We start from the raw sequence: 21,864 nt of genomic DNA on the forward strand, positions 1-21,864 counted from the left end.
CGGACGTCGCGGTCAGAGGTCGTCCCACGTGTAGGTCTGCCGGCCGTATTCGGTGGCGAGGCCGTTCCAGAGGCCGACGAACGTCTGCTTCGACCTTGTGGCGGCATTGTTGGCCTCGGTGATGGCGGCATCGCCGTAGGCGCTCGTACACAGCGGGCGCTCGGCCCAGGTCAGGTACTTCTGGTCGGTGTCAAGCGTGACCTGGAGCATGGACACCAGCGCCTGCTTCACCGAATCGCCGTCCGGTACGGCGTCGGTCCGCAGGTTCCGCGCCTGCTGGAGGTGGCCCGTGCGTTCCTCGATCAGCCGCCGGAGCGGCCCGATGTCGGACTCGACGCTCGAACAGGAGCCCAGGGTGCCCGGCAGGTCGCCGCTCGACGCGCTGATCGACCGGAGCAGCGTCGCCATCGCGCCGACCTGCGCGGCCGGTGCGTCCGAGCCGGCCGGCCCGGACGGCGACACCGCGGCGACGCGGCCGGGGTCGCGGGTGGGCCAGTGCCGGAAGGTGATCACGCCGCCGCCGATGAGCACGACAAGGACCAGCGCCGACAGTCCGATGCTCATCCACCGTTCGGCCGCCGGGTCCCGCGGGCGCTGGTGGCGGGGGACCTCCCACGCCGTCCCCGGAGTACGCGGGGCCTCGGCCGGGGGCTGCTCTTCGCCGCAGTGCGTGCAGAAGGGCAGGGGCGACAGGTCGAGGTTCCCGCAGTAGCGGCATCTCATGGCCGGTCGCCGTTGGACGAGGCGTGGGCGTGGCCGCGGTGGTCGCGGTGGTCGCGGCGCTTGCGCGCGCGGGCGATCCAGTCCCGGCCGTCGGCGGCGACCGCCTCCAGGATGCGGAGCGCGCCGGTGAACTCCGAGTCGTCCGGGACGCGGTTCTGGTCGTCCTCCAGGATCGCCCCGTCCAGGTTCTCCACCGTGATGGAGATCGGCTCGCCACTGGTGAGGGTGAGGCGGAACTCCTGGAAGAGGATGAACGAGGACGGGCCGGCGTCGCGCCGCTCCTTGGCGCCCTCGCCCGGCCGTTCCGCGCGGGGCAGGATGATCTCGCGGTGGCCGTCGTCGAACCGCAGCCCGACCTCGGTGACGCGCGCCGCGGCGATCACGTCGTAGCGGAACTCGATGCGCTGCTGGTCCTGCGCGATGCCCGTCGGGAAGTCCAGGCGCACGTTGATCTCCCGCACACCGTCCAGGGTGAACAGGAAGATCCACACGCGGTAGGCGGAGAACCGCGGCGGGCCGTTGCTGAACCGGGCCCGCCGGGCCTGCGGCGCGGCTTCGGTCAGGACCGCGTGCGCGACCACGTCCCGGTTGGCCAGGCCGTGCTGGTTCATGGCCAGCCGCCTGAGGTAGATCTTGTCGTAGTCCAGCCAGCGCACCATGTCGGCGTCGTCGGGCCGGTCGTCGAGGAGCGCGACCCGCCGCTCGTAGGCCTCCCTCTCCTCGCGGGTGCGGGTCTCGGCCTCGGACCTGTTCCTGGTGTAGGTGATCCGGCTCCACAGGTGGACGTCGGCGCGGCCGAGGGCCAGCAGCAGGGCGCCGCCCAGGAACCCGCCGACGGCCACCTGCGTGATCCGCGGCTCCGACTGGTAGATCTTCCAGAGCATGGAGAGCACGGTGAACGCCGTGACGCCCGCGCCGGGGACGACGCCCAGCCATTTCACGACGCGCCGGGTGTCCCTCAGCTCACCGCTCCTCCACCTGCGCGCGATCTTCTTGGCGTGCCAGTCGGCCAGCCACTCGATCGTGCTCGGCTCGGTCCCGGGCCTGCTGTAGAGGTCGACGAGCTCCTCGGCCAGCCTGGCCCGGAACCGTCCCATCGCGACGTGCCACCCGGCCCCCCGCAGCGCGTCCTCGGGCGCGCGGCGGGCGAACTGCCGCCGGACGATCTCCTCGACCCGCGCGGCGAAGTCGGGGTCCTTGGGGCCCGGATTCCGCGGCGCGAACGCCGAGTAGCGCTTGGGGAAGTGCGACGGGAGGCAGAAGGCGAGCAGCCCGCCGCCCGCCACGAGCACGACGCCGACGATCACCGCCGCCTTGACGCTGAGCAGCGCGAGCAGGGCGAAGGACAGGATGAGCGCCCCGCCGCCCAGCAGGGCGCCCCCCGCCGCCGCCGTCTGCTGCAGCACCTCCAGGCCCGGCTCGCGGACCGGTATCGGCTGCGGCTCGGCCGGCTCGGGCTCGAAGAACTTCCACACCCGCTCCTCCCGCCGGTCGGCCGTGCGCGCCCGCCGGACGACCTCGGCGAACCTCGCGTCGAGGTGGTCCTGGATCGCGCCGGTCAGGATCAGGTCCAGATGGCGCCGGATCTCCTCACGCAGGGACTCGGAAAGCCCATCGAACCCGGCGAAGCAGGCGTCGAGCCTTTCCGGGTGGTCCCGTCCCGTCCGCTCCTGGAGCCGCAGGCAGTCGACGAGTTCGAGCAGGACGTCGAGCGCCCGGCGCCAGTCGTCGGCGGGCCCGTCGGCGGCCAGCGTCCGGGCCCGCTCGATATCGCCGAACTCCTCGTGGCCGAGGAGCTCGAACGACCGGTCGCCCAGCACCGCGAGCACCCAGTGGAAGGCGACCTCGTTGGCCAGCGTGGACGGCGGGCGGGCGAAGCCGACCTGGAACACCTCCTGGATCAGCTCCTCCGCGCGCCGCGGCATGCCGCCGGCGAGGCAGTTCTTGGCGACCCAGAACTTCCTCTCGGGCGGGTCCTCGCTCTTGACCTCGTACCGCACGTCCCCGTAGACGACGCCCTGCACGCCGATGGTCGCGTTGCCGCCGGCCTCGTTGCGGACCTCGGCGGAACGCCCCTCTCGCCGCGCCGGGCTCACGGCTTCCCGCCGAAGTCGAAACTGGGATCGCCGTGGACGACGCCCTGGATGCCGATCTTCGCGTTGCCGTGAGCGTTGTTCACGACGTGCGCCCCCTCGGCGGACCGCTCCTTCTCGGTGAGCCCGGGGACGAGCTCCTTCAGCTTCGCCGCGAGAAGGTCGAGGTCTCCCGCCAGGTTGCGGTGGCCCAGCCGCGCGTACTGGCAGTAGGCCAGCCGCGCCAGCTCGGGCGGGAGCACCTCCGCGGTCAGGGCGCCGGCCGACCCGACCAGCACGGGAATCACGCGGACGCCGTGGTCGAACGCCTCCACGATCTCGCGCCGCGTCCAGTTGTCCTCCCGGTCGATCCTGCGCCGGCCGTCCTCGGCGTCCGCCAGCCAGCGGGCGCCGATGACGGCGAGCAGGGCGTCGCTGGCACGGACGGCCTCCAGCAGCGCGGGCCGGAAGTCGTCCCCGTACGGGATCGACTTGCTCGCGCGGAAGAACACCTTCGAGTCGAATCGGTCCGACAGGTGCTCGTCGAGCATCGCGGCGACGTTCTCCTCGTCGCCCGTCATGTAGTTGACGAAGACCTTGGTCATGGTCGCTTTCTCTGCTCTCTCGGCTCTCGGCTCCGGCTCAGACGTCCGGCGAGCTCAGGGACTCGGTCAGCGCGGGGTACAGCCCGCGCACCGCGGGGTCGGTGTGCCAGCGCGCCAGCGTGCGGGCCAGCCGGCGCAGGTCGGTCGCGATCGTCGCGGAGCTGACGACATCGGTGACGGGCAGCAGTTCGGCGGTCAGCGCGCAGGCGTGGTCGACCCGGCCCGCCGCCGCGTGCGCGAGCGCCCGGCGGACCCCGAACCGCGCGCGGGAGCGCAGCGCCCGCGGGCTGAGCCGGGCCACCTCGGCGTCCAGGATCTCACTGGCCTCCTCGGGCCGCCCCAGCTCGTAGAGGCACCAGCCGGTGACCATCGCGACCGGGTCCGCCAGGTTCACCGAGCCGAGCACCGGATCCCGGGACGCCCCGGACGCCCCGGACGCGCGGTCGAGCAGTTCGCGGGCCCGCTCCAGGCTCTCCATGCAGGCCCGGTGGTCGCCCGCGAGCGCGTGGCCCTGCGCCTCGCGCTGCGCGGCCAGGCCCCGGATCCGGTCCGGCGTCTCCGGGGAGACCTGCGCCTGCCGCGCCAGCCGGACGGTCTGCGTGGCGTCCTCCCGGTAGAGGGTGACCAGCGCGCGCCGCACCAGGGAGTAGGCGGCCAGGTCGTGGTCGTTGCCGTCGGCGGCCATCCGCACGGCCTTCGCCGTCCACCAGAGGGCGGCCTGGTCGTTGCCCGACTCCTGCGCCATCCACCCGGCGTACTCGGCGAACCGCGCGCCCAGGACCAGGAACTCGTCCCTGAGGTCCGCGGGCGCCCGGGCGGACAGGCTGCGCAGGACGTGGGTCTGCGCGATCACCGGAGGCAGCACCGCCCCCGGGCTGGCGGTCTGCCCGAGGCCGCGGAACTGGTCGAACAGCCCGCGGAAGGCCTCCAGCGCGGTCGGCTCCTTCGCGGTCGCGGTCAGGCCCTGGGAACTCAGCCCGAAACCCAGCAGGGAGGACGTGCTCATCGCCGACGCCTCGTGCCGGTCGACGGGATGGAACCAGCTGGTTCCGCTGTCGGAGAGATTCATCAGCCACACCTCGTCGTCGTCTGTTCCTGCGTCGGGCAGTGGCGTTTCCGATGGCTGCGCGGGCGCCAGCGAGAGGAGCGCCCCATCGGCACCGAGTGCCGCGTCGCTCATCCGCGCCAGCTCGGGTGAAGGGGTTTTACCGCCATTCTCGATCTTGCTCAGATGTCCTTTGCTGTAGTGCAGCAGAGCACCCAGTTGCGCCAGTGACAGCCCGGCCGCCATTCTCCGCCGCCGAAGCTCCACACCAAATGTTGTCACCCGCTCGGCCACCCTTACCCCGGTTTCCCGTTGCCGCTGCCAGAGGCTGCGAACAACGCCTACCTGCGAACACGCGAGACGACGAACAGTGGGAACCGACCGGACGAACCGCCCGCGCCACCGAATTGCCGGACGGCGTTCGGGTCGACAGGGAGGACAGCGATGATCCGTCGAGCAGCGCACTCGAAACCCGGCCGGCACGGCTTTCTCCCGCGGCCCGGGGTGCGCGGCACGCTCCACTCCTGGGCGGCGCTGACCTGTGTGATCGAGCTGCATGCGGAGGGAATCCACCGGTTGCCGCTCACGCTACCGGTCGTGATCATCGCGCTCCTGGACGCCTGGCACGAGTTCCAGATCATTCCAAGCACGTCCGACAATAGCAGCGCCCCCGGCAATCATGGCAAAAGAACGTCCGAGAACGGCCACTGAAAGAGGGTTTCCCGTTTCCTCCACTAAAGGTGGACGTAACGCGCGCCGGCTCGGGTCGATGGGGAGACGCGGTCAGTGGCCGTCGGGCCGGTCGGGGGCGAAACGCAGGATCCACAGGTCGCGCCAGCGCGACCGGTCGTCGCTCAGGTAGTGGACCTCGATCCGCACCACCGCCGGCGGCTCTGTCCATGTCCGCCATGCTGCCAGCCGGCCGCGTGGTCTCAGCTGAAGGCGCGGCGGTAGAAGTGCGGGCTCACGCCGGGGAGCTGTTCGCCTACGAGCGCCGCGGCACCGTCTGGCGCGCCCAGGGACCGCTGCCCGCCGGTTTCTGCCCCCGCAAAGCAAAGAAGGAGCGGCCACGGCCGCTCCTCTCCACTCTCAACTTATAGCGCACCGGGGGGCTTGCGGCAAGACCCCGGGCGTACCTCAGAATCGCTGGTCGAAGCCAGATTCGACAGACCCGGGGGACGCGGAAATGCGCGTGTTGAAATCCTTGACGACCAGTGCGTTCGACCTTCCCGAGCGCCTCGCGCCCAAGGCCGACCCGGCGCTGATCGGCGACGACGAGAAGCACTTCGCGGCCATCGCGGAGAGCCTCGAGACGTCGATCGCCGACCTGTCCGGCCGTCTCGACGCCGAGCGGAAGGCGCCCGGCGGCATCGGCCAGAAGGCGCTGGACCGCGACATGGAGATCCACCGGCTGAGCGCCCGCCTGCGCGCCCTGCGCCGCTTCGGTCTGGACCTGTGCCTGGGGCGCATGGTCGGCGCGGACGACTCCGAACCCGTCTACGTCGGACGGCTCGGCCTCAAGGACGCTTCGGGCCGCCGGCTGCTGCTCGACTGGCGGTCCCCCGCGGCCGAGCCGTTCTTCGGGGCGACCCATGCCAACCCGATGGGTCTGGCGAGCCGCCGCAGGTATCGCTGGACCGGCGGCCGGATCAGCGACTACTGGGACGAGGTGTTCGCCGCGGACGGGTTCGACGGGCACGCCGCGCTCGACGACCAGTCCGCCTTCATCGCCAGCCTGGGGAGCCACCGGTCGGCCCGGATGCGGGACGTGCTCGGCACCATCCAGGCCGACCAGGACGCCATCATCCGCGCGGGCTCGCGCGGCGCGCTCGTCGTGGACGGCGGTCCGGGCACCGGGAAGACCGTCGTCGCCCTGCACCGCTCCGCCTACCTGCTCTACTCCGATCCGCGGCTCGGCCACCACCGGGGCGGGGTGTTGTTCGTCGGCCCGCACCAGCCCTACCTGGCCTACGTCGCCGACGTCCTCCCCAGCCTGGGCGAGGAGGGCGTGCAGACCTGCACCCTGCGGGACCTCGTGGCGGAGGGAACCGCGGCGGCGGTCGAGGCCGACCCGGACGTGGCCCGCCTGAAGTCGTCGGCGGATCTGGTGAAGGCGATCGAGAAGGCCGTCAGGTTCTACGAGAATCCGCCCGCCAAGGGGATGACGGTCACGACCCACTGGTCCGACGTCTGGCTGAGCGCGGACGACTGGGCGGAGGCGTTCCGGGCGCCGGACCCCGGCACCCCGCACAACGAGGCGCGCGACCAGATCCTGGAGGAGCTGCTCACGATCCTGGTGGACAAGCACGAGGGCGACGTCTCGGCGGACCTGCTCCGCAGGTCGCTGCTGCAGGACAGGGACCTGCTCATGGCCCTCAACAGGGCGTGGCCGATGCTGGAGGCGGCCGACCTCGTCGGAGACCTGTGGTCGGTCCCCGCCTACCTGCGGATGTGCGCCCCCTGGCTCGGCCCCGACGACGTCCGGAAGCTGCAGCGCGAGGACGCCCACGCCTGGACGGTGTCGGACCTGCCGCTCCTGGACGCGGCGCGGCAGCGGCTCGGCGACCCTGAGGACTCCCGGCGCAAGCGCCGCCACGACGCCTCCATCGCCGCCCAGCGCGCCCGCATGGCGCAGGTCGTCGACAACCTGATCGAGGCCGACGACGACGGTGAGGGCTTGGTGACGATGCTGCGCGGGGAGGACATCCAGAACTCCCTGGTCGACGAGAGCGAGCTGCCCGGCATCGACCCGGACCTGCTCGCCGGCCCGTTCGCGCACATCGTCGTGGACGAGGCCCAGGAACTCACCGACGCGGAGTGGCAGATGCTGCTCCTGCGCTGCCCGTCCCGGAGCTTCACCATCGTCGGGGACCGCGCCCAGGCCAGGCACGGGTTCACCGAGTCGTGGGAGGACCGGCTCAAGCGGATCGGGCTCGACCGGATCGAGCTGGCGTCCCTGAGCGTCAACTACCGGACGCCCGAAGAGGTCATGGCGGAGGCCGAGCCGGTCATCCGGGCCGCGCTCCCGGACGCCAACGTGCCGACCTCGATCCGCGGCAGCGGCGTCCCCGTCGTGCGCGGATCCGTCGCGGAGCTGGACGCGGTCCTCGGCGCCTGGCTCGCCGAGAACGCCGACGGGACCGCCTGCGTCATCGGCGATCCCGCGTTCCCGGCGACGTCCCGCGTCCGGTCGCTGACGCCGGAGCTGGCGAAGGGGCTGGAGTTCGACCTGGTCGTCCTCGTCGACCCGGAGGCGTTCGGCGAGGGCATCGAGGGGGCGGTCGACCGCTATGTCGCGATGACCCGGGCGACCCGGCAGCTCGTCATCCTCACGAGCTCCTGACGGAGATGTTCCAGAAGCCGGCGTAGCGGCCGCCGAGGCGGAGGAGCTCGTCGTGGCTTCCTTCCTCGACGATGCGGCCCGCGTCCAGGAAGACGATGCGGTCGGCGCGCCGGACGGTCCGCATCCGGTGCGCCACCATCACCACCGTCCGGCCCGCCATCAGGCGCTCGATGCCCTCGTGGACGGCAGCCTCGTTCACCGGGTCCAGTGCGGAGGTCACCTCGTCCAGCAGCACGATGGGCGCGTTCTTGAGCAGCGCCCGCGCGATCGAGACGCGCTGGCGCTCGCCGCCCGACAGCAGCGCGCCGCCCTCGCCGACGTTCGTCTCCCATCCGCCGGGGAGCCGCTCGATCACCTCGTCCAGGCGCGCCGCGGTCGCGGCCGCCCGGACCTCGGCGGCGCCGGCGCCGGGACGGCCGAGGCGCACGTTCTCCTCGATCGTGCCCTCGAAGAGGTAGACGTCCTGGAACACGACGGCGATCTGCTCCATCAGCACGTCGGTGCTGATCGCGCGCACGTCCGCGCCGCCCACGCGGACCGCGCCCGCGTCCACGTCGTAGAACCGCGGGAGCAGCTGGAGCAGCGTGGTCTTGCCCGCGCCCGACGGCCCGACGACGGCGAGCCGCCGCCCCTGCGGCACGGACAGCGACACGCCGTCGATCACCGTGCGGTCGTCGTGCCGGAAGGTGACGGAGTCGAACTCCAGGTCGTGGCGCACCGGGCGGACCGGTTCGCGCGGCTCCGGAAGCGGCTCGGTGCGCAGCACCTCGTCGAGCCGCACCAGCTGGGAACGCGCGGCGTGGAGCCGGCCGCCGATGTCCGACAGCGACAGCAGCGGGTCGGCGCAGCGGGCGGCCAGCACCAGGATCGCCAGCACCTCGGCGGCGCCGATGGTCCCGCCGAGCGCGAGGTAGGCGCCCAGGACCAGCAGCGCGGTGAAGACCGCCTGCACCGTGAGCGTCAGGCCCAGGACACCGGGCAGCACCGACAGCATGGAGCGGCGGGAGGCGCGCTGGAGTTCGCGCAGCGAGTCGTCGAGCAGCCGGAAGCATTCGGCCGTCCGGCCGCCGGCGCGCAGCACCGGCTGGGCCTGGAGGTACTCGATGACCCGCCCGGTGGCGTCGTGGTCGCGCGCGGCGCGCTCGGCGTCGGCGGCGGCCATGGAGCGTCCCGTCCAGATCTGGATCGCCGCCACGACCGGGACGGCGAGCAGCGCGGCCAGGCCCATCTGCCAGCTGAACGCGAGCATCACCACGACGATCGTCAGGGGCGTCACGCAGGCGGAGATGAGCGGGGCCAGCAGGTGCGCGATCACGCTCATCGCCTGAAGGACGCCGTGGCCGGCCAGGACGGACACCTCCCCGACGCGGCCGGCGCCGTACCAGCCGATCGGCAGCCGGGCCAGATGGTCACCGAGCCGGCGGTACATGCCCTGCAGCAGCGTCGACCCGCCGCGGAAACCGGACAGGTCCCCGGCGTAGCGCAGCACCCCGAAGACCGCGACCACGGCCCCGAACGCGATCAGCCAGGGGCGGGCGTCGGCGGGCGTGCCGCCGAACAGCGCCCGCAGCACCGGGACCAGCAGCGCGTAGGACAGTCCTTCGGCCACCGCGGCCGCCGTCATCAGGGCCACGGTGCGGCGTACCGGCCGCGCGTACTCGGGTCCGAGCACGCGCATCAGCATCCGGATCATCAGGACTCGTCTCCTTGCGGTACGCCGCCACGGGTGTCGGTATCGTCGGCCGCCGATCGGTGGGATCGCCAGAACGCGGCGAACCTCCCGTCCCGCGCCAGCAGGTCGGCGGGCGCGCCGCGCTCGACGATCGACCCGTTCTCCAGCATCACGACGGTGTCGGTGTCGGCGACCGTCTCCAGGCGGTGGGCGATCACCAGGATCGTCCGGTCGCCTTCCAGCGTGGCCAGGGCCCGGCGCACCGCCTGTTCGGTCTGCGGGTCGGCGAAGGCGGTCGCCTCGTCGAGCACGAGTACGGGCGCGTCGGCCAGCAGTGCGCGCGCGATCGCGATCCGCTGCGCCTCGCCGCCCGACAGTTCGACGTCCTCCCCGATCACCGTGTCGTAGCCGCGCGGCAGTTCGAGGATCCGGTCGTGGACGTTCGCCCGCCGGGCGGCGCGGACCACGTCGTCGCGGCCGGCGTGCGGCACCGCCAGCGCGATGTTGTCCGCGACCGACGCGCGCAGCAGGCGGACGTCCTGGAAGACGAAGGAGACCATCCGGTGGAGCTCCCGGGAGCCGAGCTCGCGCAGGTCGACGCCGCCGAGGGCGACCGAGCCCTGCGTCGGGTCGAAGAACCGCGGCAGCAGCCGGACCAGCGTGGACTTTCCGCTCCCGGACGGCCCGACGATCGCGGTGACCGTCCCCGGTTCGAGCACCAGGTCGATCCCGCGCAGCACCTCGTGGTCGGCGTCGTAGCCGAAGCGGACGTCCCGCAGCTCCACCCGGTGCCCCCGGGGCGCGACGGGGTGCGCGGGCTCCGGCAGCGACCGCACCGCGAGGACGTCCCGGATCCGGCCGACCGCGCGCCCGGCGGTCTGCATGTCGTCGAAGCCGTGGCCGAGGACCTCCACCGGAGCGGCCAGTCCCAGTCCCAGCAGCAGGAAGGGCAGCAGGTCCGCCGCGGGCAGGAAACCGTTCGTGATCAGGATCGCGCCGCCGGCCAGCACGACCAGCAGCATGAACGGCGGCGACAGCACCAGCTGCATCCCCGCGGCGATCCCGGAGAGGCCGCGCACCATCCGGTAGAAACTGCGGACGAAGTCGTCCACGGCCGTGCGGAACTTCAGGTGGGCGCGCTCGCCCCCGCCGAACGCCTTGACCACGGCGATCCCCTGGACGAACTCGACGACCGAGTTCGCGATCCGGTCCATGGCCGCGTCGAACTCCTTCTGCTCGCGCAGCCGGGCCGGCGTCATCATCAGGGGCACCAGCGCCACCGCCAGCGCCACCGGGGTCAGCGTGATCAGCGTGAGCCGCCAGTCGACGGTGAACAGGTAGACCAGCGACACCAGCGGCACCACGAAGGCGGAGACGAGCTCGCCGGGGGTGTGCGCGATGAAGGGGTGCACGGCGCTCACGTCCTCCCCCACGATCTTCGCCAGCTCGCCCGTCCGGCGCCGGGAGAGCCAGCCGATCGGCACGCGCCCCAGCCGCGCCGCCAGCCGCCGCCGGAAGGACAGCTGGACCTGGTCGTCGAGCACGTGCCCGACGCCCGAGGACGCGGCCGTGAACAGCAGCCGCGCGAGCAGGCCGGCCGCGCCCGCGATCACGGCGGTCCAGACCCGGTCGTGATCGATCGGGCCGGGCGCCGGCAGGGCGCGCCCCAGCTCGGCGACCGCGAGCAGCGGCGCCAGCCCCGCGACGGCGCCGATGATCTGCAGGATCACCACGGCGGCGAACCCTCGGAAGTGCGGGCGCAGCAGCCCCGCCACGCTCTGTCCGGCCGCGGAGTCGGCCTCCGGTGGCGGCAGGGGCCGCTGTCTCGCCTCGGCAAGGTCGGTGGCGGTCATGCCGGAACGTCCTTCCTGCGGTCGCCGACCCGCTCGGCCTGGTCGGCTTGCGGCGGCGCCGGGCGCGGGATGGTGAGGGCGACGAGGGCGGCGGCGACCAGGAGCGCGGCGCTCAGGGTCAGGCCGAGCGCGTATCCGTCGTTGAGGGTCTCGGGCGTGACGGCCGGGCCGGTGCGGTTGTGCGCGACGGTGCCGAGGGCGGCGAGCCCGAGCGAGGCGCCGATCTGGCGCGAGCTGTTGAGCAGGGCCGAGGCGGTACCGGCCTCGTGGGAGGCGACGCCGGCGCTGCCGGCGGAGACGACCGGTCCCAGGCAGAGCCCGAAGCCGACGCTGGCGACGATCGAGGGCCCCAGGACGTCGGTGGTGAAGGCGCCGTCGGCGCTGATCAGGCCGAACCAGGCGAACCCGGCCGCGGTCAGGAGCCCGCCGAAGACCAGCAGGGTCCGGGGGGCGAGGCGGTAGCCGAGCTTGACGGCCAGCACCGAGCCGGCGACCACACCGAGGGCGAACGGCAGGAACATCAGCCCGGTCAGCGCCGGTTCGGTGTCCAGAACCTGCTGGAGGTAGAGGGACATGAAGTAGAACGCCGAGGCCATGGCGGCGCCGACCAGCAGGATGGAGGCGTTCGCGCCGGCGACCGAGCGGTTGGCGAACAGGCCCAGGCGGACCAGCGGCTCGCGGCGCGTGGTCCGCTCGACCTGGACGAACGCGGCCAGCAGCGCGGCGGCGACCGCCAGCGTCGTCAGGGTGACCGGCGAGGTCCACGCGTGCTGGTCGGTGCGGACGACGCCGAACACCAGCAGGGTCATGCCCGCCGTGGCCAGGACGGCGCCGAGCACGTCCGGACGGCCGCCGCGGGAGGGGGGCGGGCCGGCGGCGACGCCGCGCCAGGCCAGGGCCAGCGCGCCGGCGGCCATCGGCACGTTCACGAACATCACCCAGCGCCAGCCGGCGTACTCGGTGAGCACGCCGCCGATCAGGACGCCGAGGGCGCCTCCGGCGGCGTTCATGGCGCTCCACACCCCGAAGGCCCGGACCCGGGCCCGGCCCGCGGGGAACGCCGCGATCAGCAGCGCCAGCGCGGCCGGGGCCAGCGCGGCGGCCCCGACGCCCTGCGCGGCGCGGGCGGCGACGAGATGGCCGGGTTCCTGGGCGAAGCCGCCGGCGAACGAGGCGAGGCCGAACAGGCCGAGCCCGAGCAGCAGGACCCGCTTGCGGCCGTACCGGTCGGCGGCCTTGCCGCCCAGCAGGAGCAGCCCGCCGAAGGCGAGGGCGTAGGCGTGGATCACCCAGGTCAGGCCCACCGCGCCGAAGCCGAGGCCGGCGGCGATCTGCGGGAGCCCGAGGTTCACGACCGACAGGTCCAGCGACACCATGAACTGCGCGACGGCCACCGCGGCGAGGGTGAGCCCCGGCCGGGCCCCCGCCCCGGCGGCCATGTTTCCGCCTGCCGAATTTCTCATGCCGGACATGGTGGTGTTCGGGCAGGTCGGCGGTCATCGTGCCCAGGGAGACTTCTGCGACCGGCACCCGGGAAGTACGTCCGGCGCGACTACTTCGCGGGGAGTAGTGGGCAATTACGCCGTGCTGCGGAGGAAGCCCGGCGGAGACGACCTTAACCTTTGTCGAATGAGGTTCTTGGACCGGGGGCGGCCGCTCGCCCAGGACGGCCTGCTCGCCGCGGCGATGGCCGTCCTGCTGTCGGTCATCGTGGTCAACACGCCGGGCGCGGGCGCGCTGGATCTCGCGGGCGCCCTCGCCGGGTCCCTCGCGCTCGTCGCCTGGCGGCGGGCGCCGCTGGTGGCGCTGCTGGTCAGCACGGTCTGCATGCTCGCGGTCGGGGCGCACGTCCAGCCGGGCCCGGCGGCCGCCTATCCCGTGATGGTGTCGGTGTTCGCGGCGGTCCGGGCCGGTCACCGGGTGGTCGCGGCGCTGGCGGCCGTGGCGTTCCTGGGCGCCGGCCTGGCGGTGAACCTGTCCGGGGCCGACGAGTCGGGGCAGAACCTCCAGGACATCTCGCTGCTGGTCGGCTGGTTCGTGGCGGCCGGCGTGGTGGCGACGGTGACCCGGCACCGGCAGGCGTACCTGGAGGAGGCCGAGCGGCGGGCCGCCGAGGCCGAGCGCACCCGCGAGGAGGCGGCCCTGCGCCGCGCGGGCGAGGAGCGGCTGCGCATCGCCAGGGAGCTGCACGACTCGCTCACCCACAGCATCTCGATCATCAAGGTCCAGGCCGGGGTGGCCGTCCACCTGGCGCGCCGGCGCGGCGAGGACGTGCCCCCCGCGCTGCTGGCCATCCAGGAGGCCGGCGGCGACGCCATCCGCGAGCTGCGCGCCACCCTGGAGGTGCTGCGCGACACCGGCGACTCCGACGGCTCCGGCGGCTCCGGCGGCTCCGGCGGCGAGGCCCTGGCCAGCGGCCTCGACCGGCTCGACGACCTGGTGCAGCGGGCCCGCTCGACCGGGCTGCCGACCACGGTGACGATCTCCGGCGCGCGGCGGGACCTGCCGGCCGAGGTGGACCGGGCCGCGTACCGGATCGTCCAGGAGGCGCTCACCAACGTCTCCAGGCACGCCGGCGGGGCGGGCGCGGCGGTGCGCGTCGACTACGCGGACGGGGAGCTGGTGGTGCAGGTCGACGACGACGGCAAGGCCGACCCGGACGCGCCGCCCGTGCCCGGCACGGGCCTGCTCGGCATGCGCGAGCGCGTCGCGGCGCTCGGCGGCCGGCTGCGGGCCGGGCCCCGCGCCGAGGGCGGCTTCACCGTGCGCGCCGAGCTCCCCCTGGGAGAGCCGTCGTGATCCGCGTGCTCCTGGTGGACGACCAGGCGCTCATCCGCGGCGGCTTCCGGGCCCTGCTGGAGATCGAGGACGACATCGAGGTGGTGGCCGAGGCCGCGAACGGCGAGCAGGGCGTGGCGCTGGCCGTCGAGCACCGGCCCGACATCGCCCTCGTCGACATCCAGATGCCGGTGATGGACGGCATCGAGGCGACCCGGCTGATCGCCGGCGACGAGCGGCTGAGCGGCGTGCACGTGGTGATCCTCACCAACTACGGGCTGGACGAGTACGTCTTCAACGCGCTCCGCGCCGGCGCCTGCGGCTTCATGGTCAAGGACACCGAGCCCGCCGACCTGGTGCAGGGCATCAGGGTCGCGGCCCGCGGCGACGCGCTGCTGTCCCCCGCGATCACCCGCCGCCTGATCGGCGAGTATGTCAGCCGCCGTCCCGAGCCCGCGCCCGAGGGGCTGGACGTGCTGACCAACCGCGAGCGGGAGGTCACCGCGCTGGTGGCCCGCGGCCTGTCCAACGACGAGATCGCCGCGCAGATGGTGATCAGCCCGACCACCGCCAAGACGCATGTGAGCAGGGCGATGACCAAGCTGCGCGCCAGGGACCGCGCCCAGCTGGTGGTGTTCGCCTACGAGTCCGGCCTGGTCGTCCCGCGGCGCTCCTGATCCGCACCGCTAGGGTTCGGCTTCTCCGGGCTCCGGGCCGTCGTCGGCGGCCCGGGTGCGGCGCGCGGCCATCCGCCGGGGGTCGGGCCAGCGCACGTCGTGGGCCCAGCCGGCGCGCTCGAACATGCGGATCAGCCGCGCGCTCGGGTCGAGCTGCCCCCTGCGGACCCCGTGGCGGGCGCAGGTGGGATCGGCGTGGTGCCAGTTGTGCCAGCCCTCGCCGAACGTCAGCAGCGCCACCCACCACACGTCGGAGGAGCGGTCGCGGGTGTCGAACGCCCGGTCGCCGAAGGTGTGCGCGACGGAGTTGACCGACCAGGTCACGTGGTGGACGACCGCGTAGCGGACCAGCCCGCCCCAGAACAGCGCCGACCACAGGCCCGCCCACGACCCCGACCACAGCCCGCCCGCGGCGGCGGGCAGCAGGAACGACGCGGCCACGGTCACCGGGTACAGCGCGTCCAGCCGCCGGATGTCCGGGTCGGCCAGCAGGTCGGGGACCCAGTGCCGGCGGTCCGAGCGGCGGCGGGCGGTGTAGAACCAGCCCACGTGGGCGTGCAGCAGCCCGCGCAGCAGGGCCGGCCCGCTCTCGCCGTACGCCCACGGGGAGTGCGGGTCGCCGGGCCGGTCGGCGTACTTGTGGTGCCTGCGGTGCTCGGCCGCCCACAGGCTCGCGGGCCCCTGCAGGGCCAGGCCGCCGGCGACGGTCAGCGCGATCCGCAGCGGGCGGCGGCACCGGAACGCGCGGTGCGTCAGCAGCCGGTGGTAGCCGACGCTGATGCCGAAGATGCTGACCGCGTACATGACGGCCGCGATCACCAGGTCGCGCGGGCCGATGCCGCGGCCCCACAGCGCGGCCACCGCCGCGACCAGCGCGACCTGCGGGACCACCACCAGCACGACCAGGTAGGCGGTGCGGCGGCCGGTGGACACGCCGAAGGTGCCGGCCGTCGGCCGGTCGGGCCTGCGCGTGGGCGCGGACATGCCGTCTCCTTCGTGTCCGGACGACGGACGCTGCCGATTGAAGGGCATGCGCCGCGCGGCTCGCCAGTGACCTCGCGGCCAGGGAAATATCCCTTGTCGTAGTCAACTCAATACTTTCTGCGGTCAGACGCTTGTGTATTCGGTCCTGGATGGTTAGCTTCCAGATACCTCGCGTCACGGACCGGTTGTTGGTCGGGCGATGACGCATGCCCTTTTCCGACCCTTCTCCGACGGAAATGGAGACACCGCGTGGGCGATGCACCGCGGCACCTCACAGCGGACGGTTATGTGGATCGGTACGAGGCGGCCGCCGAGGGAGATCCGCTGCAGGCACTGGCGCTGCTGGCCGGGTGGCTGCGCACCGAATGGCGTCCCCTCTTCGCCGAACTTCGGGCCCGCCGACCGATTCTCAGCACCCCCGCCTTCACCGTCGTGACCCGATTTTCGGACGTCAGTGAAGTGCTCCGGAACGGCGACATATTCACGGTGAGCGGATATGCCGCAAAGCTCGATCCGGCCCTCGGCGCACCGGTCATGCTCACCCGTGACGGCACCCCGCTGAACTGGCGCGAGAAGGGCCTCATGCAGGTCATGCTGCCCCCCGAGGACGTGCCGGCGGTCCGCGCGCTGGTCGCGGAGACGGCAGACCGGGCGTTGGACGCGGCGGCCCCGGCGGGACGGATCGACGCGGTCGGCGAGCTGTTCCGGCCCGTCTGCACGACCGTGTGCGCGGAGTACTTCGGCTTCCCCGGCCCGGACCCCGGGACGCTGGCGCGCTGGTCCAGAACGATCATGACCGATGTCACCGCCAACCTCGCCGGCGACCCCGCGGTCCACGCCGCGTCGCTGGAGGCCGGCCGGGAGATGATGGAGCACCTGCGCGGCGCGCTCGCCGACCGCCGCGCCGGCGATGCCGAGGCGCGGAGCCGGGACGTCTTCGCCCGGCTGCTGCGCACCGCCCTGCCCGGCGAGCTGGCCTGGGACGACGACCGCACCGCGGTCAACGTGGCGGGGCTGCTGCTGGGCTTCCTGGAGAACGCCGTCGGGTCGATGACCCACCTGGTGCGGCAGATCCTGCTGCGCCCGGAGATCCACCGGGCCGCCGCCCTGGCCGCGGCCGATCCGGACCCCGCGGAGTTCGACGGCCACGTCTGGGAGGCGCTGCGCTTCGACCCGTTCCTCAAGGTGATCACGCGGGTGTGCGCGCGCGACCACGTCCTGGCGGCGGGCACCCCGCGCGAGACCGCCGTGCCCGCCGGGACCCTCGTCCTGGCCGCCGTGGCCTCGGCGATGTTCGACGAGACCGCCGTGCCCGAGCCCGACCTGTTCCGCACCGACCGGCCGCCGCACACACGGCTGCATTTCGGTCACGGCCCGCACGCGTGCGTGGGCGTGCACCCCGGCGCGGCGGTGATCTCCGAGACGGTGCGCCGCCTGCTCGCGCGTCCCGGGCTGCGGCTGCTCGACCCGCCGGACGGGACGGTGGTACGGGACCGGGACATCTTCCCGGACCGGTTCTGGCTGGGGATCGGCGACCGCGAGGGATGAACATGCGCAACGAGCGGACCAAGGCACGGAGCATCGCGACCGACGGGGCGGCCAACCGGCTGCGCTACCTGGCCCTCACGCACGGCCGCCCGCTGTGGCGGATGGCGGAGGCGAGCCCGGGGCTGCGGCTGCGGCTCAACGCCGCGCTGATCGACAGCGCCGTCCGGGAGATGCCCGGACGGCCCGAGCCGCTGAGCACCAGAGCGGACTACACCTCCTGGGCGTCCCTGACCGACCGCACCTACATGGCCCGGCACCTGCCCCCCGTGCCCGCCGGCGACGAGGGGCGGCCGCCGGTGGACCAGGCCGCCGACCTGTTCGCCCGGGGCGAGGAGATGATCCCCTGCCCCCGGTCGACGGTGCTGTTCGCCTACTTCGCCCAGTGGTTCACCGACGGGTTCCTGCGCGGCGACACGCACGTCCCCCGGGATCCGCGCCGCACCAGCTCCAACCACGAGATCGACGTCAACCCCGTCTACGGGCTCGACGAGGAGCAGACCGCCGCCGTCCGGGCCTTCGACGGCGGGCTGCTCAAGAGCCAGCTCGTCAACGGCGGGGAGTTCCCCCTCTTCCTCTGCGAGAACGGGAAGATCAAGCCGGAGTTCTCGGCGCTGAGCGTGGCCCTGTTCGACCGGATCGACGACGCGCGGCGCGACACCCTCTTCGCCACCGGCGGCGACCGCGGCAACGCGCAGGTCGGCTTCACCATGTTCACCGTGCTCTTCCTGCGCGAGCACAACCGGGTGGCGCGGGAGCTGGCGGACGCCTACCCGAAGTGGGACGACGAGCGGCTGTTCCAGACCGCCCGCAACATCGTGCTCGCCCTCGTCATCAAGCTGGTGGTCGAGGAGTACATCAACCACATCACCCCGTACCACTTCCGCTTCCTGCTCGACCCGGCGCTGAGCACGCGGCTGGCCCGCGCGCCCTGGCACCGGCAGAACTGGGCGTCCATCGAGTTCAACCTGGTCTACCGCTGGCACAGCCTGGTCCCGTCCGAACTGGTCGTCGGCGGCCGGGAGCTGCCGCTGGCGGGCACGCTGTTCGGCAGCGCGCTGCTGCCCGAGGCGGGGCTGGGGCGGCTGTTCGAGGACGCCTCGGAGCAGCGGGCCGGGCGCATCGGGCTGTTCAACACCGACCCGGTCCTGCGGGAGGTGGACGTGGCGAGCGTCGCCGGCGCGCGGGCGGTGGACCTGGCCCCCTACAACGACTACCGCGAGCACTGCCGCTTCCCGCGCGTCCGCCGCTTCGAGCAGATCTCCGGCGATCCCCGCGTCCACGGGGCCCTGCGCGAGCTGTACCGCAGCGTGGACGAGGTCGACCTGTACGTGGGCCTGTTCGCCGAGGAGCCGGGGTCGGCCAGGGCCATCCTCCCGCCGCTGCTCACCAAGATCATCGCGATCGACGCGTTCTCGCAGGCCCTGACCAATCCGCTGCTGGCGCCCCGGCTGTGCAACGCCGACACCTTCTCCCCGGTCGGGATGCGGATCATCGGGACCACCCGCACCGTCTCGGACGTGCTGCACCGCAACGTCCCGGAGGACCCGCGGCCGCGGTTCGTCAGCATGACCTGGCGAGGCGCCCGGTGACCGGCGAACCCGAGCCCGTCCCCCAGGACGGCGCCGAGCACTCCGCCGAGCACTCCGCGGTGCTGCGCGAGGCCGCGCGGGAGCTGGCGGAGATCGCCACCACGTTGCGCGAGGTCTCCCGGCGCGCCACCGCCGCCGCCACCGACGGAGCCGTCTACGGCTCGCTGCACCGGGCGCCCGCCGCCGGGGCGCGGGCGCAGCGGGCGGTGCTGCGCGCGGTCACCGACCGCCGCGGGCTGGGCTACACCGTGACGGGCGGCCCGGTCGGCGCGCTCGGCTCCAAGCTCGGCGGCATGGCCGGGACGCGGAGCCTGGCCGTCCGGATGATGACGACCTCGCTGCGCCTGCGCATCGCCGCCGTCTGCCTGGACAACCCCGAACTGGTCACCGATCCGCTGCTGGCGCGGCTGCACGAGGCGGTGGCGGCCGAGCGCGAGATGGACGCGCTGCGCGCCCTGTGCGCCCTGGTCAAGGACCGCGGCACGGCCCGCGCCCTCACCGCCATCGCGCCGATCTTCAGCGAGTTCCTGGCGCTGCGCGCCCTGCTGGACCGCAACCCGCTCAACGACCGCACCGCCTGGCTCATCGCCGGCGGCGAGGCCGTCGCCACCGCCGACCCCATCACCGGCCTGAGCAACCGGGCGATCGCCGCCCTGGACGTCGGCGAGGGCGCCGCCCGCCGCACCGAGCCCGGCCCCGAGGAGTCCGCGCGGCTCGGGACGCACGGGTCGCTGCTGGGCTTCCTCACCAACATCCTCGTCGTCGGCCCCACCGGCCGGGCCCTGGTGCAGACCGTGACCGGCCCGGACGGCACCCGGCGGCACATCGTGCAGGTCCCGGGGATGCGGATCGGCAACCCCGACCTGGAGTCGCCCGCCGACCTGCTCGGCGCGTTCAGCAGCACCCTGAGGGACAGCGCCCCCTTCAGCCGCGCCCTCGCCAAGGCCATCGACGACTACGGCGTGCCGGCCGGCGAGGAGGTCGCCCTGATCGGCCACAGCGCGGGCGGCGCCGCGGTCATGAACCTGGCGCAGGACCCGGAGTTCTGCGCCCGCCACACCGTCACCCACGTGGTGGCCGTCGGTTCGCCGATCGACTTCAAGCGGCCCGTCTCCCCGGACACCTGGGTCGCCAGCATCACCAACCAGCACGACCTCATCCCCAGCCTCGACGGGCAGGGCGCCGGCTCCTGCTTCGACCTGCACCCGGACTGGTACGTGGTCGACTACACCGACCCCGCGCACGTGTTCCCGGCCTGCCACAGCATCGAGCACTACACGGCCAACATCACCAAGGACCTCCCCGAGGTCCGCGCCCACCTGGACGAGCAACTGCGGCCCTACCAGGGCCCGGTCGTCCGGTCGCAGCTCTACCGGCTGTACGACCGCGAGCCCGGGACAGCCACGGTCACCACCAGCGGCGGCCCCGTCCAACTGCCCCTCCAGAGCCCGGAGGGCCACGCGTTCACCGCCTACTTCACCGCCGATCCGGCCGCCGCCGCGGAACTGCTCGGCGAGCACGGGCGCGCGGTACGGGTGGGCGGCCGCGCGCTCGTCACCCTCCACGCGTTCGAGAACCGGGGCGCCGCGCTCGGCGACTACGGCGAGCTGCACCTCGGGGTCGTCGTCGCCGACCCGGACGGGCCGCGCCCGTCCCGGATGTGGCGCGAACTGCTGCCGTCCGGCGAGCACCGCGGCCTGGGCACCTGCTTCCTGCACTCGGTGCTCACCACCGAGCTGGCGTGCGCCGTGGCGTCCGAGGTCTGGGGGCATTCGGCGTCGGTGGCCGGGGTGCGCGTGGAGGGCGACGACCGAGCCGCGTCGGTGACGGTCGCCGACACCGGCGGCCCCATCCTGACGCTGGCCGGTCCGCTCGGCCGCGGGCTGCCGTTCGTGCGACGGGATCTGGTCGTCTATTCGCGGCGGGACGGCACCCCGCTGCGTTCGCAGATCCGGGAACGCGGCCGCCGGCGGGTGCACCCGTCCCCCGGCATGCGGCTCACCGTCGGCTCCTCCGAGCACCCCCTGGCGCAGCGGCTGGACGCACTCGGCCTCGACGGCGCCCGGCCGGTGCTGTGCCTGGTCGCCCCCGCCCGCAGCAGCCTGCGGACACCGGCCGTCCCCCTGCCCGCCCGCTGACCCCGGAGGCATCCCGTGCCCGGACGCACCGACGCCATCACCGCCCACGCCCGAGTCCTGGGGGCCGACGCCGAGGTGCTCGAAGAGTGCGCCGCACGGCTGCGCCGCCTCGCGTCCAGGCTCGGCGCGCACGACGCCGCGCCGCCCTGGCTGTACCGGACGCTCGACGACCACATCACCGCCTGCGTGGTCGCCTCGGCCGACCTCGCCGACGCGTCAGCACGGCTCGACGACTACGCCGGGGCGACCACCGACGGCACCACGTAACGCTCACACCGCGGAGGCGTCAGCCGCGATCCAGGCTCGGCGTGATAGGCATGGCAAGCGTGACGGTATTCGTCTGCACGGCCTGCGGGGCAGCGCTGACCGAGCGCCTGGAGCGGCTGAAGACCCTTCCCGGGCGGCCGCCGTTCGAGGCGCGCTTCGAGTCCGGTGACGGGTCGCGCCGGGCGCCCGCCACGGTGGCGCGGGGGTACTACGCGCTGGACCCCGAGCCGTGGGGGCCGCCGTTCGTCCCCACGGACGACGCCGAGGCGATCTTCCCGGGCGGCCCGTGCGTGGGCGATCCGGACGGCGATGGTTTCCTGGTGTCCGCCGGTCCGCGCGACACGATCGTCCTCCACCCGGAGGACGCCCCGGTGCTCCAGTACTCGCCCAAGCCGGACGACGCAGGCTGCTGCGGCCTGACCGGCAGGGCGGGGTTCAACATGAGGTGCCCCTGCGGCACCGACGTCGGCACCGAGATCAGCGAGTGCTACACCGCCTACGAGCTGCACCTGGTCCCGGACCTGGTCCACGCCCGGCCGGCCCCGCCGTCCTGATCTCCGGTTCCGGTCC

17 protein-coding genes are annotated in these 21,864 nt (G+C 73.4%); 9 read left to right on the top strand and 8 right to left on the bottom strand.

Translation table 11 applies throughout. From position 1 onward, the window contains the following. Nucleotides 1–12: 12 nt before the first annotated feature. Genes ACZ466_RS09070 through ACZ466_RS09085 form a run of 4 tightly spaced genes read right to left on the bottom strand, consistent with a single transcriptional unit; the run spans nucleotide 13 to nucleotide 4,739 of the window. Nucleotides 13–723, bottom strand: coding sequence for a hypothetical protein (locus ACZ466_RS09070; RefSeq protein ID WP_378285529.1), 711 nt, complete (start codon nucleotides 721–723; stop codon nucleotides 13–15). Beyond that, a complete protein-coding gene (locus tag ACZ466_RS09075) occupies nucleotides 720–2,819 on the bottom strand; it encodes a hypothetical protein (protein WP_378285530.1) in 2,100 nt (699 codons plus the stop codon). Before ACZ466_RS09075 ends, ACZ466_RS09070 begins: the two co-directional genes overlap by 4 nt. Continuing rightward, nucleotides 2,816–3,400, bottom strand: a complete 585-nt coding sequence (locus ACZ466_RS09080) for a toll/interleukin-1 receptor domain-containing protein (RefSeq protein ID WP_378285531.1) — start codon at nucleotides 3,398–3,400, stop codon at nucleotides 2,816–2,818. The genes ACZ466_RS09075 and ACZ466_RS09080 overlap by 4 nt, the downstream gene beginning before the upstream one ends. 37 nt (nucleotides 3,401–3,437) lie before the next feature. Beyond that, nucleotides 3,438–4,739: a helix-turn-helix domain-containing protein gene (locus ACZ466_RS09085; protein WP_378285532.1), complete on the bottom strand. Its 1,302-nt coding sequence runs from the start codon at nucleotides 4,737–4,739 to the stop codon at nucleotides 3,438–3,440. A 150-nt stretch (nucleotides 4,740–4,889) separates the two neighbouring features. Here ACZ466_RS09085 and ACZ466_RS09090 point away from each other — a divergent pair, with 150 nt between their 5' ends. Both ACZ466_RS09090 and helR read left to right on the top strand, forming a co-directional pair. After that, the gene (locus tag ACZ466_RS09090; RefSeq protein WP_378285533.1) at nucleotides 4,890–5,156 is read left to right on the top strand and encodes a hypothetical protein; all 267 of its coding nucleotides are present in this window, start codon (nucleotides 4,890–4,892) and stop codon (nucleotides 5,154–5,156) included. A gap of 475 nt (nucleotides 5,157–5,631) precedes the next feature. Continuing rightward, complete coding sequence (gene helR, locus ACZ466_RS09095) at nucleotides 5,632–7,788, top strand: RNA polymerase recycling motor ATPase HelR (protein ID WP_378285534.1); 2,157 nt, start codon at nucleotides 5,632–5,634, stop codon at nucleotides 7,786–7,788. Here the strand turns inward: helR and ACZ466_RS09100 are convergent. The 3 genes from ACZ466_RS09100 to ACZ466_RS09110 are packed head-to-tail and all read right to left on the bottom strand — an operon-like array spanning nucleotide 7,775 to nucleotide 12,776. Beyond that, nucleotides 7,775–9,481, bottom strand: coding sequence for an ABC transporter ATP-binding protein (locus ACZ466_RS09100; protein WP_378285535.1), 1,707 nt, complete (start codon nucleotides 9,479–9,481; stop codon nucleotides 7,775–7,777). The genes helR and ACZ466_RS09100 overlap by 14 nt on opposite strands. Beyond that, a complete protein-coding gene (locus ACZ466_RS09105) occupies nucleotides 9,481–11,313 on the bottom strand; it encodes an ABC transporter ATP-binding protein (RefSeq protein ID WP_378285536.1) in 1,833 nt (610 codons plus the stop codon). Before ACZ466_RS09105 ends, ACZ466_RS09100 begins: the two co-directional genes overlap by 1 nt. Next, nucleotides 11,310–12,776, bottom strand: coding sequence for an MFS transporter (locus ACZ466_RS09110; protein ID WP_378285537.1), 1,467 nt, complete (start codon nucleotides 12,774–12,776; stop codon nucleotides 11,310–11,312). The genes ACZ466_RS09105 and ACZ466_RS09110 overlap by 4 nt, the downstream gene beginning before the upstream one ends. 166 nt (nucleotides 12,777–12,942) lie before the next feature. On the opposite strand from ACZ466_RS09110, the gene ACZ466_RS09115 reads away from it, so the two are divergent. Then, nucleotides 12,943–14,112 (top strand): sensor histidine kinase, encoded by a 1,170-nt coding sequence (locus tag ACZ466_RS09115; protein WP_378285538.1) that lies wholly within the window; start codon nucleotides 12,943–12,945, stop codon nucleotides 14,110–14,112. Continuing rightward, the gene (locus tag ACZ466_RS09120) at nucleotides 14,109–14,768 is read left to right on the top strand and encodes a response regulator (protein WP_378285539.1); all 660 of its coding nucleotides are present in this window, start codon (nucleotides 14,109–14,111) and stop codon (nucleotides 14,766–14,768) included. The genes ACZ466_RS09115 and ACZ466_RS09120 overlap by 4 nt, the downstream gene beginning before the upstream one ends. 9 nt (nucleotides 14,769–14,777) lie before the next feature. Here the strand turns inward: ACZ466_RS09120 and ACZ466_RS09125 are convergent, their stop codons facing one another. Next, entirely contained in the window at nucleotides 14,778–15,752 is a 975-nt protein-coding gene (locus tag ACZ466_RS09125) for an acyl-CoA desaturase (RefSeq protein WP_378285540.1), read from the bottom strand. A 249-nt stretch (nucleotides 15,753–16,001) separates the two neighbouring features. Here ACZ466_RS09125 and ACZ466_RS09130 point away from each other — a divergent pair, with 249 nt between their 5' ends. The 5 genes from ACZ466_RS09130 to ACZ466_RS09150 are packed head-to-tail and all read left to right on the top strand — an operon-like array spanning nucleotide 16,002 to nucleotide 21,848. Next, on the top strand, nucleotides 16,002–17,300 hold the full coding sequence (locus ACZ466_RS09130; protein ID WP_378285541.1) for a cytochrome P450: 1,299 nt from the start codon (nucleotides 16,002–16,004) through the stop codon (nucleotides 17,298–17,300). A gap of 2 nt (nucleotides 17,301–17,302) precedes the next feature. Continuing rightward, complete coding sequence (locus ACZ466_RS09135; RefSeq protein ID WP_378285542.1) at nucleotides 17,303–18,889, top strand: peroxidase family protein; 1,587 nt, start codon at nucleotides 17,303–17,305, stop codon at nucleotides 18,887–18,889. Then, entirely contained in the window at nucleotides 18,886–21,027 is a 2,142-nt protein-coding gene (locus tag ACZ466_RS09140) for a lipase family protein (protein WP_378285543.1), read from the top strand. The genes ACZ466_RS09135 and ACZ466_RS09140 overlap by 4 nt, the downstream gene beginning before the upstream one ends. Nucleotides 21,028–21,042: 15 nt before the next feature. Beyond that, nucleotides 21,043–21,294: a hypothetical protein gene (locus ACZ466_RS09145; RefSeq protein WP_378285544.1), complete on the top strand. Its 252-nt coding sequence runs from the start codon at nucleotides 21,043–21,045 to the stop codon at nucleotides 21,292–21,294. Between the two features lie 59 nt (nucleotides 21,295–21,353). After that, nucleotides 21,354–21,848 (top strand): hypothetical protein, encoded by a 495-nt coding sequence (locus tag ACZ466_RS09150; protein ID WP_378285545.1) that lies wholly within the window; start codon nucleotides 21,354–21,356, stop codon nucleotides 21,846–21,848. The last annotated feature ends 16 nt before the right edge of the window (nucleotides 21,849–21,864 follow it).

The organism is Actinomadura rugatobispora (assembly GCF_055379765.1).